General features: G+C 41.9%; 16 protein-coding genes. 12 read left to right on the forward strand and 4 right to left on the reverse strand.

Annotated elements, in window-relative coordinates:
* Positions 1-24: 24 nt before the first annotated feature.
* From QEP08_RS03460 to QEP08_RS03470, 3 genes are all read left to right on the forward strand, one after another.
* On the forward strand, positions 25-492 hold the full coding sequence (locus QEP08_RS03460; protein ID WP_285055793.1) for a response regulator: 468 nt from the start codon (positions 25-27) through the stop codon (positions 490-492).
* Between the two features lie 192 nt (positions 493-684).
* Positions 685-4,044: a PKD domain-containing protein gene (locus QEP08_RS03465; protein WP_285055796.1), complete on the forward strand. Its 3,360-nt coding sequence runs from the start codon at positions 685-687 to the stop codon at positions 4,042-4,044.
* A gap of 1 nt (position 4,045) precedes the next feature.
* Complete coding sequence (locus QEP08_RS03470; RefSeq protein ID WP_285055798.1) at positions 4,046-5,065, forward strand: PorP/SprF family type IX secretion system membrane protein; 1,020 nt, start codon at positions 4,046-4,048, stop codon at positions 5,063-5,065.
* A 5-nt stretch (positions 5,066-5,070) separates the two neighbouring features.
* Here QEP08_RS03470 and rpoN read toward each other — a convergent pair whose 3' ends face one another.
* Positions 5,071-6,543, reverse strand: a complete 1,473-nt coding sequence (gene rpoN / locus QEP08_RS03475) for an RNA polymerase factor sigma-54 (protein ID WP_285056905.1) — start codon at positions 6,541-6,543, stop codon at positions 5,071-5,073.
* Positions 6,544-6,863: 320 nt separating this feature from the next.
* On the reverse strand, positions 6,864-7,685 hold the full coding sequence (locus QEP08_RS03480) for a hypothetical protein (RefSeq protein WP_285055801.1): 822 nt from the start codon (positions 7,683-7,685) through the stop codon (positions 6,864-6,866).
* Positions 7,686-8,023: 338 nt separating this feature from the next.
* On the opposite strand from QEP08_RS03480, the gene mscL reads away from it, so the two are divergent.
* From mscL to tsaB, 9 genes are all read left to right on the forward strand, one after another.
* A complete protein-coding gene (mscL, locus tag QEP08_RS03485; protein WP_285055804.1) occupies positions 8,024-8,455 on the forward strand; it encodes a large conductance mechanosensitive channel protein MscL in 432 nt (143 codons plus the stop codon).
* Between the two features lie 226 nt (positions 8,456-8,681).
* Positions 8,682-9,440: a LiaF transmembrane domain-containing protein gene (locus QEP08_RS03490; RefSeq protein ID WP_285055805.1), complete on the forward strand. Its 759-nt coding sequence runs from the start codon at positions 8,682-8,684 to the stop codon at positions 9,438-9,440.
* Positions 9,441-9,450: 10 nt separating this feature from the next.
* Positions 9,451-9,816, forward strand: a complete 366-nt coding sequence (locus QEP08_RS03495) for a DUF4288 domain-containing protein (RefSeq protein WP_285055808.1) — start codon at positions 9,451-9,453, stop codon at positions 9,814-9,816.
* Positions 9,817-9,826: 10 nt separating this feature from the next.
* Complete coding sequence (locus tag QEP08_RS03500) at positions 9,827-10,897, forward strand: sensor histidine kinase (RefSeq protein ID WP_285055811.1); 1,071 nt, start codon at positions 9,827-9,829, stop codon at positions 10,895-10,897.
* Complete coding sequence (locus QEP08_RS03505) at positions 10,875-11,615, forward strand: LytR/AlgR family response regulator transcription factor (protein ID WP_285055813.1); 741 nt, start codon at positions 10,875-10,877, stop codon at positions 11,613-11,615. Before QEP08_RS03500 ends, QEP08_RS03505 begins: the two co-directional genes overlap by 23 nt.
* An 88-nt stretch (positions 11,616-11,703) precedes the next feature.
* Positions 11,704-11,862 carry a 50S ribosomal protein L34 gene (gene rpmH, locus QEP08_RS03510; protein ID WP_015807371.1) on the forward strand — a complete coding sequence of 53 codons (159 nt, stop codon included), beginning with the start codon at positions 11,704-11,706 and terminating at the stop codon, positions 11,860-11,862.
* A gap of 63 nt (positions 11,863-11,925) precedes the next feature.
* Positions 11,926-12,345 (forward strand): ribonuclease P protein component, encoded by a 420-nt coding sequence (locus QEP08_RS03515; RefSeq protein WP_285055846.1) that lies wholly within the window; start codon positions 11,926-11,928, stop codon positions 12,343-12,345.
* Complete coding sequence (yidD, locus tag QEP08_RS03520) at positions 12,332-12,562, forward strand: membrane protein insertion efficiency factor YidD (RefSeq protein WP_285055848.1); 231 nt, start codon at positions 12,332-12,334, stop codon at positions 12,560-12,562. The genes QEP08_RS03515 and yidD overlap by 14 nt, the downstream gene beginning before the upstream one ends.
* A 16-nt stretch (positions 12,563-12,578) precedes the next feature.
* A complete protein-coding gene (gene tsaB / locus QEP08_RS03525; RefSeq protein WP_285055850.1) occupies positions 12,579-13,262 on the forward strand; it encodes a tRNA (adenosine(37)-N6)-threonylcarbamoyltransferase complex dimerization subunit type 1 TsaB in 684 nt (227 codons plus the stop codon).
* Between the two features lies 1 nt (position 13,263).
* Here tsaB and QEP08_RS03530 read toward each other — a convergent pair whose 3' ends face one another.
* Together QEP08_RS03530 and QEP08_RS03535 are read right to left on the reverse strand one after the other, a co-directional pair.
* Positions 13,264-14,658: a DUF5723 family protein gene (locus QEP08_RS03530; RefSeq protein ID WP_285055852.1), complete on the reverse strand. Its 1,395-nt coding sequence runs from the start codon at positions 14,656-14,658 to the stop codon at positions 13,264-13,266.
* A 75-nt stretch (positions 14,659-14,733) separates the two neighbouring features.
* The gene (locus QEP08_RS03535) at positions 14,734-16,329 is read right to left on the reverse strand and encodes a hypothetical protein (RefSeq protein WP_285055854.1); all 1,596 of its coding nucleotides are present in this window, start codon (positions 16,327-16,329) and stop codon (positions 14,734-14,736) included.
* Between the last annotated feature and the right edge of the window lie 27 nt (positions 16,330-16,356).

Consider the following 16,356-nt stretch of genomic DNA (forward strand, 5'->3'; position numbering starts at 1 on the left):
ATATTTATAAAAATATTCTATAAAATGCCTTCAGATGCCGTTATAAACGTATTATACATAGACGACGAAGTTCATAACCTGAACTCTTTTAAAGCAGGGTTTAGAAGATTGTTTAATGTGTTTACTGCGGAGTCCGCTGCAGAAGGAAGAAAGATACTCGAAAAGGAGAAAGTAGAGGTGATCATCACAGACCAGCGCATGCCTGTAATGACCGGAATAGAATTTTTAGAGTCCATTATCCCTGATTTTCCCGATCCCATCCGAATTCTCTTAACAGGTTATGCCGATATCAATGCGGTAATAGATGCCATCAATAAGGGGCAGGTATACAAGTATATCCAAAAACCCTGGATGGACGAAGACCTGCGTATAAACATTGAGAAGGCTTATGAGATTTATGCGCTTCGAAAAGAAAACCGGGAACTTACCGAACAGCTATTACTGGCAAATAAACAATTAGAATTTTTATTGAGACAAAATCTCTTATCTTAGTTATGGGGTAATTTTTTTGTTGCTATGAAAAGGTGGGGGTTAGTTTTTTTTCTGCTAATTTATTTCCCATTGATTTATAATGCGAAATCGCAAAATATTTCAAATGAAGGCACAGACTTTTGGGCTGTATTTCCTACTCATGACCCGTCTATAGATCGTAATGAAACTCATTTTGCAAACATTAGAATTTATGTGACATGTAAGACTCAGTCATACGTTACAGTGACCTGCAATGGAAAGCTGGTTGGCGCGGCCGACAGTCCAATCTCCCCAAACACCCCCTTTCCTTTCGATGTTCCAAGAGCAGATGCTTACATAGATTCTAATGAGACAAATAATAAACTGATTAACAGGGGCATCCACATAAAAGTGAAAGAAGGGTTCCCGAAAGTAGCAGTGTATGCACACATCTATGCCGGGGCCAGGTCAGCTGCCTCCCTTATTTTACCACAGGAATCCCTCGGGCAGGAATACTATTCTATGAACTATAGCCAAAGCCAGGAGGGGCCAGGCGTTAACCGGAATTTTCTCCTGATTGTTGCGACCGAACCCAACACTGATGTCATCATCCATCCGCGAAACGGAGCTGATAGGCGGATAAATCTGGCAAATGCAGGTGATGTATACCAATATATGCCGGATGGCGCTCAGGACCTCACCGGTACATTCGTTGAAATAGACCGGTCTTCGCCAGATAATTGTACGAAGCGCTTTGCTGTGTTTTCGGGAAGTACATCTGTGACTATTGGTTTATCTGATTGTGGTAACTCCAGAGATCCGCTTTATCAGCAGCTCTATCCTGTTGCCAGTTGGGGCAAAAGTTATTGCATAATTCCTTTCATAGATCGTTTTTATCACTTCAGGGTACTGGCAGAGGAGGACAATACCACTGTGACTTTTGGCGGTCAGGTTATTGTCCTCAATAGGGGAGTTCCTTATATCAGTCCGATTTTCCTCAGGGAGCCGCTGCTTGTCACCGCCAATAAAAAAATCAGCGTAGCCGAGTACTCCCTGACACAGGATTGTTCAGGGATATCAGATGCTAAGCGGGGAGATCCGGAAATGGTGATGCTTAACCCCATTGAGTTTAACATCAAAACCGTCACATTATTTTCATCCACCAAAGAGAACATCAGGGAGAGATACATCAACGTAAGCATAAAAACTGCGGCCGCCCATACTTTTAAAATAGACGGAGAGGTTCTTCCTGAGGGCTCCTGGAAGACAATGCCCGCCAATCCTGAAATTTCATACGCCCAGGTGAGGGTCATTGATACGAGTTCAACACTGACAGCCAATGAAGGGTTTAATGCTATTGCCTATGGTTTTGGTGATTATGAATCTTATGCCTATTCTGCGGGAACGAACCTGGCAGCCAACAATTATCTTTTGGTGAGCAATTCCGTGACAGGCCATGATTCACCAAATGCCTGTATAGATCAGGAATCTGATTTTAAAATCGTATTTCCTTTCCCGGCCCAGAACAATAAAATAACGTGGCAACTCGACAATGAACCGGCTGTCGAGGTCACAGATCCCCCAAGAATCTTTAATGCACCCAACGGTGACCTGCTTTATGAATATGTTTATGACTTAAACAAAATATTTCCTGACGTATCATCACATACGATGACTGTAACGGCTACCATGCCCAATGCAAATAACTGCATTGGCCGGCTGATAGAATATGCATTCGATTTTAATTCCTATCCGATACCGACCCCGGCCTTTACGGTGCCTGCTGAAGCTTGTTTTGAGGAAGAAGTGATGTTTTTAGACAACAGTGTTTCGAACATTCCCGATAAGCCAATAGATAAATGGCTCTGGGACTTTGGGGATGGAACTACTTCAACCGAACAGAATCCCAAACATATCTACAGGACTGCCGGTTCATTCACTGTGCGGTTTTCTGCCGGACTGGAAGATGGTTGCCTGTCCGGAGTGATTGAGGATACAATTACTGTAAAATCCAGAATATTGCCCGACTTTAAGGTCAATCCTGTAGAATGCATTACTTCGGAGGTCTTTGTTCAGGACCTGTCCACAGTGGAAAATAATGGTTCGGTTATTAATTTCTGGTCCTGGGATTTTGGTGACGGTAGTCCGCCGGTACTGTCAAAGATTGCCAGCCACACTTACGCATCGCCTGATGACTATGACATCACGCTCACAGTGGGTACTGCCGATGGATGTATGAGTAAACCAAAAACTTACCGGGTTACGATTAAAGGCCTTCCTCTCGCCAGTTTTATCCTGCCTGAAGTCTGTATCAATGACACGGACGTACGCTTTATAAACACATCTACAGACGCCGATGGGAGCAGTACTTCGAATTTGACTTACCTATGGGATTTTGGGGACGGGAGCGCCCCTTCGAGAAGTCGTAACCCGCCACCACACAGCTTCAGTGTAGCAGGCATATATACCATTAAACTGAGGGTAGAAACCGGTGATGGCTGTGTTGCCAATGTCAGTAAGGATCTTGTTGTAAACGGCGCTGTAATCACACCCTTGTTTACCGTCGTAAACCGTGACAATCTTTGCAGCAAAAATAAAGTCACAGTCATTGACTCATCTGTTGTTGACAAAGGGAAACCTGTCCGGGTGGTATGGTTTAAAGATTATAAAAACAATCCTCAGGATTCTATCACAGATGAAGATCCTGAGAAGGGAAAAACCTATGAATTCGAATACCCGCCCGCAAGCTCCCCTGTGCCGAGAAAGTTTACCATTCTGATCCGTGTTTATTCGGGCATGACCTGTTTTGAGGAGTTCCCTGAAGAAATTACCATATACCCAAGCCCTGAATTAACTTTTGATCCCATCCAACCTATTTGTCTGAATAACGGCCTTTTCACTGTGGACCAGGCAAGAGAAGTTCTCGGGTTACCGGGAACCGGAAAATATAGCGGTCCTGGAATTGACGAGCATGGGACATTCGATCCGCAACAGGCGGGCGTTGGCACACATACCATAACCTATACCTTTGACGCCGAAAATGCCGGCGGGGGATGCGGCGATGTAAAAACACAGACCATCACGGTTTATCCAATTCCGATGGCCAGCTACACGCGGGATGTTTTTATCTACGCCGGCGAAAAGAAACAACTGGATCTTTCGGCTACCGGAAATGGCCTCAGCTATAAATGGGAGCCTGCGGTCAACCTGGACAAAGACAACGTTCAAAATCCTGTGGTCACCGCAGACCAGGAGCGGACGTATACCGTGACCATCAGTTCATCGCAGGGCTGCGTCATCACCGGGGAAATTTATGTGCATGTGATACCCGAAGTTGATACCCACAATGCTTTCAGCCCAAATGGAGATGGTATAAACGATACCTGGATATTGAAAAATATTGAGATCTACCTCAATTCTACCGTAGAGATCTTTAACAGGTATGGACAGCGGGTATATTACAGCAAGGGTTTCTACAAACCATTTGACGGAAATTATAAAGATCAGGCTTTACCTGTCGGAACTTATTACTATATTATCAATCCAAATAATGGAAGGAAAATTTTAACCGGCTCTTTAACACTAATCAGATAACGTGAAAACACTTGTCTATCTAACTTTGGCGCTTTTAATACCAGGCTTATCAACAAAAGCCCAGCAAAGGCCACAGTATACCCAGTATATATTTAATAACTATCTGTTGAACCCGGCACTGAGCGGGATGGAGAATTATACCGATGTAAAAATTGGATATAGAAAACAATGGACAGGGATCAAAGATGCCCCTCAAACCTCTTTTATTTCTGCCAACTGGAAATTTGGTGACGATTATTTATGGAGAAACCCGCTTTCATTGCCGGATCACGGAGATGATCCCATGAGCCGGAATTATATGCAAAATTACACCGCTTCCCCTGCGCACCATGGAATGGGCGTTACAGCCGTAGTCGATGATGTTGGGCCGCTTTCCAGAGTAGATGCCAATCTAACCTATGCCTATCATCTGCAAATGGCCAGTCAGCTGAATTTGTCAGTGGGCGTAGCGGCAGGAATATCCCGCATAGGACTGGATCTGAACGCACTCGACTTCGGAACAGACAACCCGAATGATCCTTCTATTCAAAACACCATTGTGAGCCAGGTAAAACCTGATTTGAGTTTAGGGGTCTGGCTTTACGGAGCGAATTTTTTTGCAGGGACATCAGTTCAGCAGATCCTTCCTCAGAAACTAAAGTTTACAACTGATCCTCAATATAACACCGGTAAGAATGTGCCCCATTGGTTTATGACTGCCGGATACCGTTTTTTTGTGTCTGACGAGATCGCGGCCACGCCGTCCGTAATGTTTAAACACGTTAGTCCTGCGCCCTTATCATTCGACGCCAATTTAAAGTTTGCTTTCAAGGACAGATTTTGGGTAGGAGGTAGTTACCGCAGGAACGACTCTTTCTCTGCAATGGCCGGAGTAAATATCAGTAAGCTGATCAACCTTACCTATTCTTATGATTTTGTAACCTCGGAGCTGAATACAGTAAGCAACGGAAGTCATGAGATTGTGCTCGGTTTGCAGCTGAACAATTTTTATGAAGTATGGAGTACAACCAGAATGTGGTGATGGAACTACAGCTCTTTTCTTAACCTGGCTACCGGAATATTCATTTGTTCCCTGTATTTGGCTACAGTCCGTCTTGCAATGTTGTATCCGCGTTCTTTCAGGATTTCAGTAAGCTTTTCATCAGCAAGGGGTTTACGCTTGTCTTCATTGCCTATACAGTCTTCCAGTATCTTTTTTACTTCCTTGTTAGACACTTCTTCTCCGCTTTCAGTCTGGATGGCTTCAGAAAAGAAGGACTTCAACAGAAATGTTCCAAACTCTGTTTGTACGTATTTAGAATTCGCTACACGCGACACCGTAGATATATCCATGTCAATTTTATCGGCAATGTCCTTGAGGATCATAGGACGCATTTTGCGTTCATCTCCTGTAAGCAGGTATTCATACTGATATTGCATGATGGCATTCATGGTTTTAAGCAGCGTTTGCTGTCTTTGCTTTATGGCATCAATGAACCACTTTGCCGAGTCGAGCTTTTGCTTAACAAACTGGACAGCCTCCTTCATTTTTTTATCTTTTTGAGCGGTCTTGTCATAATGATCAAACATGTCGATGTATGAACGGCTGACCCTTAGTTCAGGAGCATTTTTGGAATTTAAAGTCAGTATCAATACACCATCATTATTAGATACATGAAAGTCGGGAATGATCTGTAATTGTTTGGTGGTAACCTGATTTGAATCGCCGGGCTTAGGGTTTAGCCGCAAAATCTCAGCGATGATCTCTTTCAGGTCTTCACTGTTAAGACCCAGACTCTTTTCTAGCTTGTCATAATGCTTTCGTGTAAACTCATCCAGATAATTCGCAACTATTTCTATGGCCTTCTGAATGATCGGATTGCCAGGGTCTTTGCGTTTTAACTGCAATGTAAGGCATTCCTGCAAATCTCTTGCGGCGATTCCCGGAGGATCAAAACTTTGTATCACCTTAAGCATTTCCAGTACATCTTCTTCCTCAACCATTACATTCTGAGAAAATGCCAGATCATCGATCATTGATGTGATCGGACGGCGTAAATAGCCATCATCGTCCAGACTGCCGATGATTTGTTTTCCTATTATAAAATCGGCATCTGAAAGCGGCACCAGGTCCAGCTGTTCCTGTAAACTTTCGAAAAAAGTACTTTCAATAGCTATTGGGGTTTCCTTTTTCTCCTCGTCATCGTCATTGTTGTTGTATGATGTGCTGTAGTCATTTACACTGTCATCTTGTAAATAGTCATCAACATTAAACTCATCCGTGCTTTCTTCCTTTGATCCCGCATCGTAGTCTTCCGGTGTATCATTCAGGTCGTCGTACTCACTTCTGGGTTCCTCAGCTATCATTAAACTCGGGTCTTCAAGCGCAGGATTTTCCTCCAGCTCTTCTTTGATCCGGGTATCTAATGCAACGGTTGGCACCTGCAGCAATTTGATGAATTGTATTTGCTGTGGTGATAATTTTTGAAGTAACTTTTGTTGTAAATGTTGTTTCAGCATAAGGAAGCTCGCAGGCATTTTATGTACCCGTCTCAAAAATACATATTTTGTATGTATAAGTGGTAATAACGGAAATACATTCTGGCGATTGCCTGCAGTTCAATAAGAAAATGTGTCCGGTTTAAGCAGGAGCAGGTGCACATTCTATTTGGTTTCGTACAGTTCCGGTACAGCTGCACATCAGTTCATGTACAATATATAAATATCTCATATATAGTCCGTGTTTTTTTGATAAAACGTGGACTATAGGTGGGCTATAGGTGGACTATACGTGGACTATTGTGCAACTGTACCTTACCTTTGTCTCACGCATACGACCGTTACATATGGCCGGCATGTCTTGCCTGTTCGACAACTTGCCTTGCCGCTTTTATCCATTCAACACATTGTTGGTGTAAAAAGAAGACGGTAAAGGAATCCTCAGGCATGACAGTCCCTTTTCCGGTCAAGCGTTTGCTCTTAGAAAGCAGTTGAAAGTGACTTTCGTCTACAGGCGTTTTACGGGGGAAAATGCTTTCGAGCTGACTTGACAAAATATTGCAGACCGGCAGAACATAAGTTAAGTCAGTGTGTTTGGGCTGATAGTCCAGACAGGACTGAAGCAAGCCGGCGCAGGCATGCTCAAGGCATTCGATGATCAGGTACAGAGAAGCGGAATTGTCATCTATTCCGAGCAGGTTACCTGCGGATTCCAGAAACATAACGGCTTTGTTGTAGTGTTCCTGCCAAATCATCAATGCATCTGCAGGTTCAGTCACTGCCATATCGCCAAACTGTATTTTATAATGCGATTGCAGATACATTTGATCTGCTTGCTGAAATATTTTATGAAAGAATCTGCTATTGCAGGCTAAAGCACGAATGATTTCAGTTTCGGTGTGAATAAATAAACTTATAGAACTGGAATGATCAAGCTGACTGTTGATTTTAGTTTCGAGCTGCAGAATGTCTTCAATTTCAGCGTCACTAATCACAAGTAAATGATAGTGTACTTTGTTTTGAATGAACGGCGTTCTTTGAAAAACATTATTGTTGCTGAAGGTTAACGACTGTTCACCGAAACAGAGAATACCGTCATTTTTTAGTATATCGTTAATTATTTTTGAAACGGATTGCAATTTGTTGGTTTTCATTAGTTCCATTATCATCAGTTAGTTTTAATTAGCTGATATTATGGAATTTAGAAATCCAGGTGTCCCGGGTGGTATTCCCCTGAGATTTTATTCTTTATATAGTTGAAATTTCTGCAAAACCTTAATGTTAGCCAATTGTGATTGTTTTTTATACACTGTTTTTATATAGTGCAAATATATGCAGGTTTTGATCCTCAACGTTAATTCAGGAGCGGTTTTAATTTATGGCATTGTAAAAGTGGGGGTTAGCTAAGATGAAACTAATGGTTTCTTTGTTCAGGGGAACAATTTGTTTGAAATTCATATTTTTTTATATAATTTTAATTGAAACTAAACTATGATTAAGTATGGGCTTTGTAAAAGAATTTAAAGAATTTGCCATTAAAGGAAGTGTGATGGACCTTGCTGTTGGTGTGATCATCGGAGGTGCATTTGGTAAGATCATTGACAGTGTAGTTAAAGATCTGATTATGCCGCTGATCTCAGCAGTAGTGGGATCCGTTGACTTCAGCAATATGTACGTGGTGTTAAAAGGCAGTGTTGAAGCCGGAAAGGGTTTGGAGGAAGCAAGAAAGGTACAGGATGCAGTGATTTTTGCTTATGGTAACTTTATAACCGTAGCGATCAACTTCCTTTTGTTGGCTCTGGCTGTATTTATGCTGGTAAAAGGTATCAACGCTATGAAACGTAAGCAGGAGGCAGAACCTGCGGCTCCGGCCGGGCCGTCTAAAGAAGAGGCTCTGCTGACTGAGATCAGGGATTTGCTAAAAACAAAATAGTATTCATTTTTAAATATAGCGTCTAAATTAATTTAGAAAACATCCGGACAGAGATTGTCCGGATGTTTTTTTTTCTTCTTTTTTACCGATAAAAAGATGTGGTTTGCCGACCTTTTTCTTACACATGGGCTATCCGGGTTGATGGAAGAATGGAATCTGTATACATTTGACTATGCAATTCGGTGTAGTGTTTTGCTGCATGACAATGATTTAGAAATAACACAAAATGGAAAATTGTAAAAATAAACATAACAATACCAGCAGGATTTGGAGCGGGCTGATTATTTTGGGGGTGGGATTGGTGTTTTTCCTGAGAAATGTGGGGATATATATCCCGGGATGGGTGATCAGCTGGCATACCTTGTTGATTGTGATTGGTTTGCTGGTCGGTTACAAACGCAATTTTAATGGTGGCGGCTGGCTGATCATGGTGCTGATCGGTGGTTTTTTTACACTGGAGGATATAACAAACAGTGATTTTTCGAAATTTTATTTTGCAATAGGATTCATCGTTCTGGGGTTGTTTGTAATTTTTAAACCTAAAAATACCCACCACAGGTGGCGTGGTAAATGGAAAGCGAAGTTTGGTGGAGATACCTCTCCAAATGCTGACGATACAGGCTATAAGTATACGGACAAGGAAGATAACGATGTGCTGGATTCAGTAAATGTATTTGGTGGCAGTCATCAGAATGTATATTCTAAAAACTTCAAGGGAGGAGATGTGATTGCAATATTCGGAGGCTCAGATATCAACCTGACCCAGGCGGATTTTCAGGGTACGGTTACGCTGGATGTTGTAGCGATTTTCGGTGGTATGAAGATCATTATTCCGCCGAGCTGGGAAATAAAATCGGAAATAACAGCCATTTTTGGTGGTATGGATGATAAAAGGGCGGTTAGTCCGGTAGCCGATGCTGAGCGCAAGATATTGGTAATCAAAGGCGTCGCTTTGTTTGGAGGTGTAGACATTAGAAATTTTTAAACCCTATGTTATGAAATGGTTCTTAGTAAAATATATTTATCAGATCGTTAGCGGAGCAGGAAATTATAACGCCCAGTTTGATGAGCAGCTGCGGCTGATGCAAGCGGCTAACGTCAACGATGCACTCAAAAAAGCAGAAGAACAGGCTGAGGGCTTTCAGCCTCCTTTTAAGAACTGTAAGGGTGAAGTGGTGAGCTGGAAGTTCATCTGTATTGCAGATCTCCATGAGATTCAGATGCCCGAGGATGGTGCTGAGGTAACTTCTATATTGCATGAACCCGATGATGTACCTGCTTTTTTAGATGCGATTGAACAGCGTAAATCATTTTTGCAGCAACACATTCAGTATGAAAATGAAACTATTGAGATCCCATAAATAAAAACTTTTGACAACACGACCCTTATCTATTCCTAAAATCCAAAGGATTGCCTCAGTGATACTGCTGGTATGGGTAGGTGTGTTTGTATTTTTGTATTATTATTCATTGAATTTCAGTATTCCGGTTTCTGTAGCGGATAGTGTGATCACCAGTGGTCTGCTGGCCGCAGGTTGTATTTGTCTGAGCAATCTGTTGGGCTATTATCAGCCCAAGAACGAGACCATACTATTTATACTGGTACTCACGGTGATGCTCGCGCTCATCATTACTTTCATCAGCAAGTTCGTGCTCCACCTGCTGTTCGCCGGGGACAAGACCTATATGAATTTTTTAAATCTGTCCTTATTGGTACGGTTTATTATACTGTTTGTTTTTTTAGGCTGGTGTGCGCTGGCCAATATATTATGGTACAGGCTTGAAGAGCAGTCTGCAACTCAGGACCGTCTCCTGGCCGCCCAAAATTTATCTAAAGAAGCTGAACTTAATAAACTGCGGCATCAGTTGCAACCGCATTTTTTGTTCAATAGTTTAAACTCGGTTTATGCGCTTACGATTGTAAATCCTAAGGAAGCAGGTACCATGATCACTAAGCTGGCTGCTTTTCTTAGGGGAACACTAAAAAGAGATGATGAGGTATGGGTTACTGTGGAAGAAGAAATGGAGTATATACAGCTTTATCTGGATATTGAAAAGGTAAGGTTTAGCCACAGATTGAACATAGACGCAGCTATAGCTGAGGAAAGTATGAAGATGTGTTTACCCGGTACACTCCTTCAGCCAATAGTAGAGAACGCCATTAAATTTGGATTGTACAATACCTCTGCCGCAATTACCATCACTATCCGGGTAACAGTAGAAAGCAATGTATTGAAAATCTGTATACAGAACCCATATGATCCGGAGATGAAAGCTGCTGGTGGCACTGGATTTGGCTTGTCTGCCATTAAAAGAAGATTATATTTGTTATTTGCGGACGAAAGCCTGTTACAGGCGCAGGCCATTGAGGAAAATTTGTTTAGAACAACGCTGAAAATACCCCAAACTATACAAGGAAATGATAAGGACGATATTAATTGATGATGAATCCCTGGCCAGGGACATTGTAAAGCATTATTTAAATGATTTCCCTGATATAGAGGTTGTAGCGGAATGCAGTGACGGTTTTGAAGGTATAAAGTCAATTACACAGCACCAGCCTGACTTTATTTTTCTGGACATACAGATGCCAAAGATCAATGGCTTTGAAATGCTGGAACTCGTGGAGAATCCACCGGCCGTGATATTTACTACAGCCTTTGATGAATATGCCATAAAGGCTTTTGAAGTAAACGCAATAGATTATTTGCTGAAGCCGATAGAAAAAAACCGGTTTGACCAGGCGGTGCAGAAAATTGCATCCAAACTCAGCGGTCCTGATGCGGTGACTACTCAGGAATTACTGGATTCAGCTGCAATGAGCCCGGCCCAGCACAATAGGGTGGTGGTAAAAAATAACGGCGTGATCAAGATCATTGCGGTAGCGGACATTCACTACCTGGAGGCAGATGACGATTATGTGAAACTGAGTACGACGGAAGGAATATTTCATAAAAATAAGACCATGAGTTTTTTTGAGCGTACACTTGATCCCGCACAGTTCATCAGGATTCACCGGTCATATATCATCAATCTGGCCCAGGTAACGCGGATTGAGCTAAAAGAAAAGGATAGTTATATTGTGCTTTTAAAATCAGATATCTGGTTGCCGGTAAGTAAAACCGGGTATGTGAAATTGAAAGCAGCACTGGGTATGTAGAAAAAACGAATTCTATTTGCAAATAGAAAAAAATCACACTATATTTGCACCTCTTAATTAAAAAAATAGTCTAAGATATAATACAGTTATGAAAAGAACATTCCAACCTTCGCAAAGAAAGAGAAGAAATAAACATGGCTTCCGCGAAAGAATGGCTACAGCAAACGGTAGAAGGGTATTAGCTTCACGCCGTGCAAAAGGAAGAAAAAGATTAACGGTTTCAAGCGAAGGCCGCCACAAAGCATAATTCGTTGATTGCAGCACTTTAAGTGTTAGCAGATCAGGACAGTCTGCAAATTTGCGATCAAAGATGAACACATTTAATAAAGAAGAACGGTTATGTAGCAGGAAGTTGATCGACTTGCTGTTTAAAGACGGTTCTTCTTTTTTATTATACCCTTTCCGGGTTTCTTATCTGCTTGCAGATGCTCCATTTAAATTTCCTGCGCAAGTGGTCATTAATGTCTCTAAGAAAAGATATAAACGTGCTGTAGACCGTAACCTGATAAAAAGACGCTGTCGCGAGGCTTACCGTCTTCAAAAACAAATACAGCTATATCCTTTTCTTTCCGGGCAGGAAGAGCTGCTGCTGCTCTCTGTGCAGTTTGTGGGTAAAAAGATCTACGAATATTCTTTTTTTGAAAAGAAGTTGGCAGCAGTCTTTATGAGGCTGATTTCTGCTTTGGATACCGGACATAAAGGAATTGAGGCAGGTGATGGGGCTCATTAAAACTTTCATTGGCTGGATATTCCTGGGCCTGATCAAGCTTTATCAATGGTTGCTGTCCCCATTGCTTGGTGCAAGCTGCAGGTTTACACCCACCTGTTCTCAATACGGCATAGAAGCCATAAAAAAACATGGCCCGTTTAAAGGAGGATGGTTAACTTTAAAACGTATCGGCAGGTGCCATCCCTGGGGGGCGCATGGCCACGATCCTGTTCCCTGACTATTTATTTTATATCATGGCTATTATACTCCAAATCGAAACCGCTACACAGGTCTGTTCTGCTGCAATCTCAAAAGATGGTCATACCATAGCTTTAAAAGAGCTGATGGCCAGCAATATTCACGCAGGGAATCTGACCTTATTTATCCAGGACGTGATGGCCCGGTCAGGATTGCAGTTTGCAGACCTGGATGCAATTGCAGTTAGTAAGGGGCCAGGCTCTTATACGGGTTTGCGCATCGGTGTGTCTACTGCGAAAGGGCTTTGTTACGCACTTGATAAGCCGCTAATTGCTATTGATACGCTGCAAATGATGGCAGCTGGTTACTTGTTTTTAAACCGGGAATACACCGGATTGATCTGCCCGATGATAGATGCCCGGAGGATGGAGGTCTTTACTGCTGTGTTTGATCAGCAACTGACCGAAGTCGCACCTACTGCTGCGAAAATAATTGATGCTGATAGCTTTAAAACGCTGCTCCATGAAAGGCAGCTTGTTTTTATCGGAGATGGTGCCTCAAAGTGTGCTGATGTGCTCAGGAATGAAAATGCGTTATTTTCTGACCTGAATTTCAATTCTGCCGCGAATATGAGCAAACTGGCAGATGTGGCATTTGCTGCAGGCAGATTTGAAGATGTGGCTTATTTTGAGCCCTTTTACCTGAAGGACTTTGTATTGACCAGTCCTAAAAAGAAATAATTTACTTTTTCCCGTTTTTGAAAAGACTGAACATTCGCTTGAAGAAGCTTTGTTCCTCATCGCCAACGCCCGGCATGTAGCTGCTGTTTTGCGGGTGTTCTACTACATAACCAAATTTTATACTTGCGCCCAGATAAACGGAAGCACTGTTGTATGATTTGCTGACTCCACTATTCGAATCATTCTTTCCTGTCAGCAGAGAAGTTGTTTTAAACAGGTTGTCAGATCCGAGAAAGACTTCGAAATTGGGGGTCTGATACATTCCCTGCACACCTACCTGCAGGAAGTTATATAGGTTATATGCCGGTACGACATTGACCGAGAAGTTTCTGTTATAAAATCTGTTCACCATGGCCACTTCACCTCCTTTGTGGAAGATGTTTTTTGAAACAATCAAACCCGGTGTGTAAAATCCGTAAGTTTTAGAAATCATAAAGTCGGCCTTTGCGTTGGTAGCAGAATAAAAGGCAGAAGTTTTGTTTCCGCCGGTTAAAATTCCGATTATCGAATTTTGAATATCTGCTGAGCCAATTTTATCAAGGGTATCCAAAACCAGGGGATCACCCGTATTGTCAAAACTATTGGCGTAAGAACTTTTGCTCCACCTGATCAAACCAAGGTCTTTGATGTTGGCCATGATAAATATCCCGCTTTTTGCGGTATATGAAGTGCCCAGGCTAATGGCTGCACCGGGGTTTTTGAAGAAAGGGACAGCACTTTTTCCCAATTCCTTTCCGGTTTGAAAATTAGAACTATAGGAGCCTTTAAGACCTACGATCATAGGTCCGTTTCCTGATTCCAGGGTAAGGAAAGAATTAGTAATGTTGATCTTATTGTAGCTTATTCCGCTTAGTAAGCTGAGTTTGACGCCAAATGCCAGCCTTTTGTTGTAGTTTTCCCGATAACTCAGACTAAACTGGTGATAGGACTGGGAATAGCCCTTGTCATTAAATGCATTGTTGAAGTTCTTGTTGTTCTCATCGTAGAAGCGCAGGTAATTGTCAAAGATTGCTAAAGTCTCGTTGGTATAATCCACCTGTGCATCGGCCCGAAGCTGCCAGGAGAGGCCGATTTCCTTATGGTATTTATAAGATTTGAAAAGCTTGAAGTTTAATAAATAGATGTTGGTGTGCTGAAACAGGCTATTGACTTTTCCGGTGTTCAGAGGAACATCGGCTGTTGTATAGATGCCTTCTTTTAACAAAGTACGCAGCACATTCTCATTGCCTTTGACTACAGCATGGACGCCAAAATAAGGCAATAGAAAGTTTGAAGCAAACTGCCTGGATGAATCCAGAACAAATGTCTTTTGCGCCGGGTTCTCAAAACCATCAAATAAGGTCTTGGTATTGAATAAACCAAACTGCTGGGCGCTAAGCTGATTGAAGCAGAGCATTAAAAAACAAATTGTTAAGCATTTTCTGGCCATCATATACATAAATGACTAAATCTAATGATTTTAATTTGTTTGTCAGGGGGTGATTGTTAAAGAGTCAGTATCAATCTCCAATGAATCACGTTTGAGCGCTTCTTCCTTTTTATTGAGCAGAATATTGGTCTGGAACTTTCCCTGTTCGGCGCTCAGCTGGTAAATGAAAGAACTGTAATCTCTAAGGCCCTTTTCGCCGGTAATGTGTCTGTAGTAAGGCAAGTATACATTTTTCAGCAGCAGGTCTGCAGAATTTTTGAAATTTATAAAAAAAGTAATGCCTGATATATTTGGGAGCTGACCAACAGAATTGATATAGTCGGTGTTGTTGATCAGTAACTGGTTGCCTTTATAGCTGTTCAGAAATGATTGTACAGTGCTTGCATTATTGGCGAATACCATGTAATTGTCAATGATGGTATAGTATGGTTTCCTGAATTTTTTAAAAGGTTCGCCAAAGTAACTGTAGAGCAGGTCCGGCTCGTAGAATGCCTTTATGTCGTCACTGTAATTTGAACTGAGGTCCAAAAGCAGCTGTTTGAGTTTATCGCCATTGGTCAGTTCAAGGGCGCCGATCTTTTCAGTTGTGCTGAGCTGAAAAGTCAGGAACTGATTTTTAAAGTATTTGGGGAATGTTTGTTCAGGGTCCAGGTGATACTTCGCATTGATGTGGTTAATTATCTTGTTTATTTTTTCAGATTCTTTCTTTGAGCCAAACCAACTGATCAGTGATTTTCTCCAATTTTTATAATCTGCTATGGTATAGATTGTATAATTGGCCGTGTTTTGAGGCAATATCGTATTGATGGTGACCTTTTGAGCAGGGGAACCCACAAATAACTGATAATAACTTGCCGGATCATTGATCTGCGTATTGCCGTTGAACAGTATTTTTTTAGCGCTGTAGTTATATACGAGCGATGCAAAAGCATTTTGATGGTTCAGCACGGAAAGTTCTCCGTTCAGGTTTCCCGGCATAGCAGCCTGAAGGAGTTTGGGCAGATTTGAATAATTGATATATATTTCTGCAAGACTGGTTTTGCTTAGTTTGCTCGTAGATTCAATGTATTCCGTAAATTTGCCATCCTTTCCCGGTATTGCTGACAATCCTTTCTGAACAGGATTGACAGTACTGGAAATCAGCAGCAGGTTGTCTTTGAGCGCAAAATAAAAGACTGTGCTGTCCAAAATCAATTTGCTAAGGCCTTGATCCGTGCTGGCACTGATTCCTGCAGATTTTAATGCATTCATCAACTGAACCTGCCCGGATCTGGCACTGAGCTGCGTGCTGTAGAGAAAATCGATATCGCGACCTGCTCCAGGGTAGAGGCTGACATAAATATTTTGTTTATCGGCAAACGCGTTGATCGCCGGTTTATTGAGCAGGTACTGGTGCAGGATCCGGAGTTGTTCAGATTTTTTGTCTCCAATGATCTCTTTGAGCAGTTTCTGGCTGCTGAGGATGTCCAAAATACTCTTCTCGTTCTGAAAAGCAAAGATGAAGGCGGAGCCTGCCGCTGCAGCATACAACGCATTGTCATTATTTTTTTTATCTGCTTTAAGGCCAGTAAAATAGAGGTAAGCCATTGTGATAATGGCAGTAAGCAAAACAATAATTAAGACGAGAATCCTTTTCATTTGATGTATCTACAAACTTAGATAAAA

This window comes from Pedobacter ginsengisoli (genome assembly GCF_030244015.1).
Classification (GTDB): Bacteria; Bacteroidota; Bacteroidia; order Sphingobacteriales; family Sphingobacteriaceae; genus Pedobacter; species Pedobacter ginsengisoli.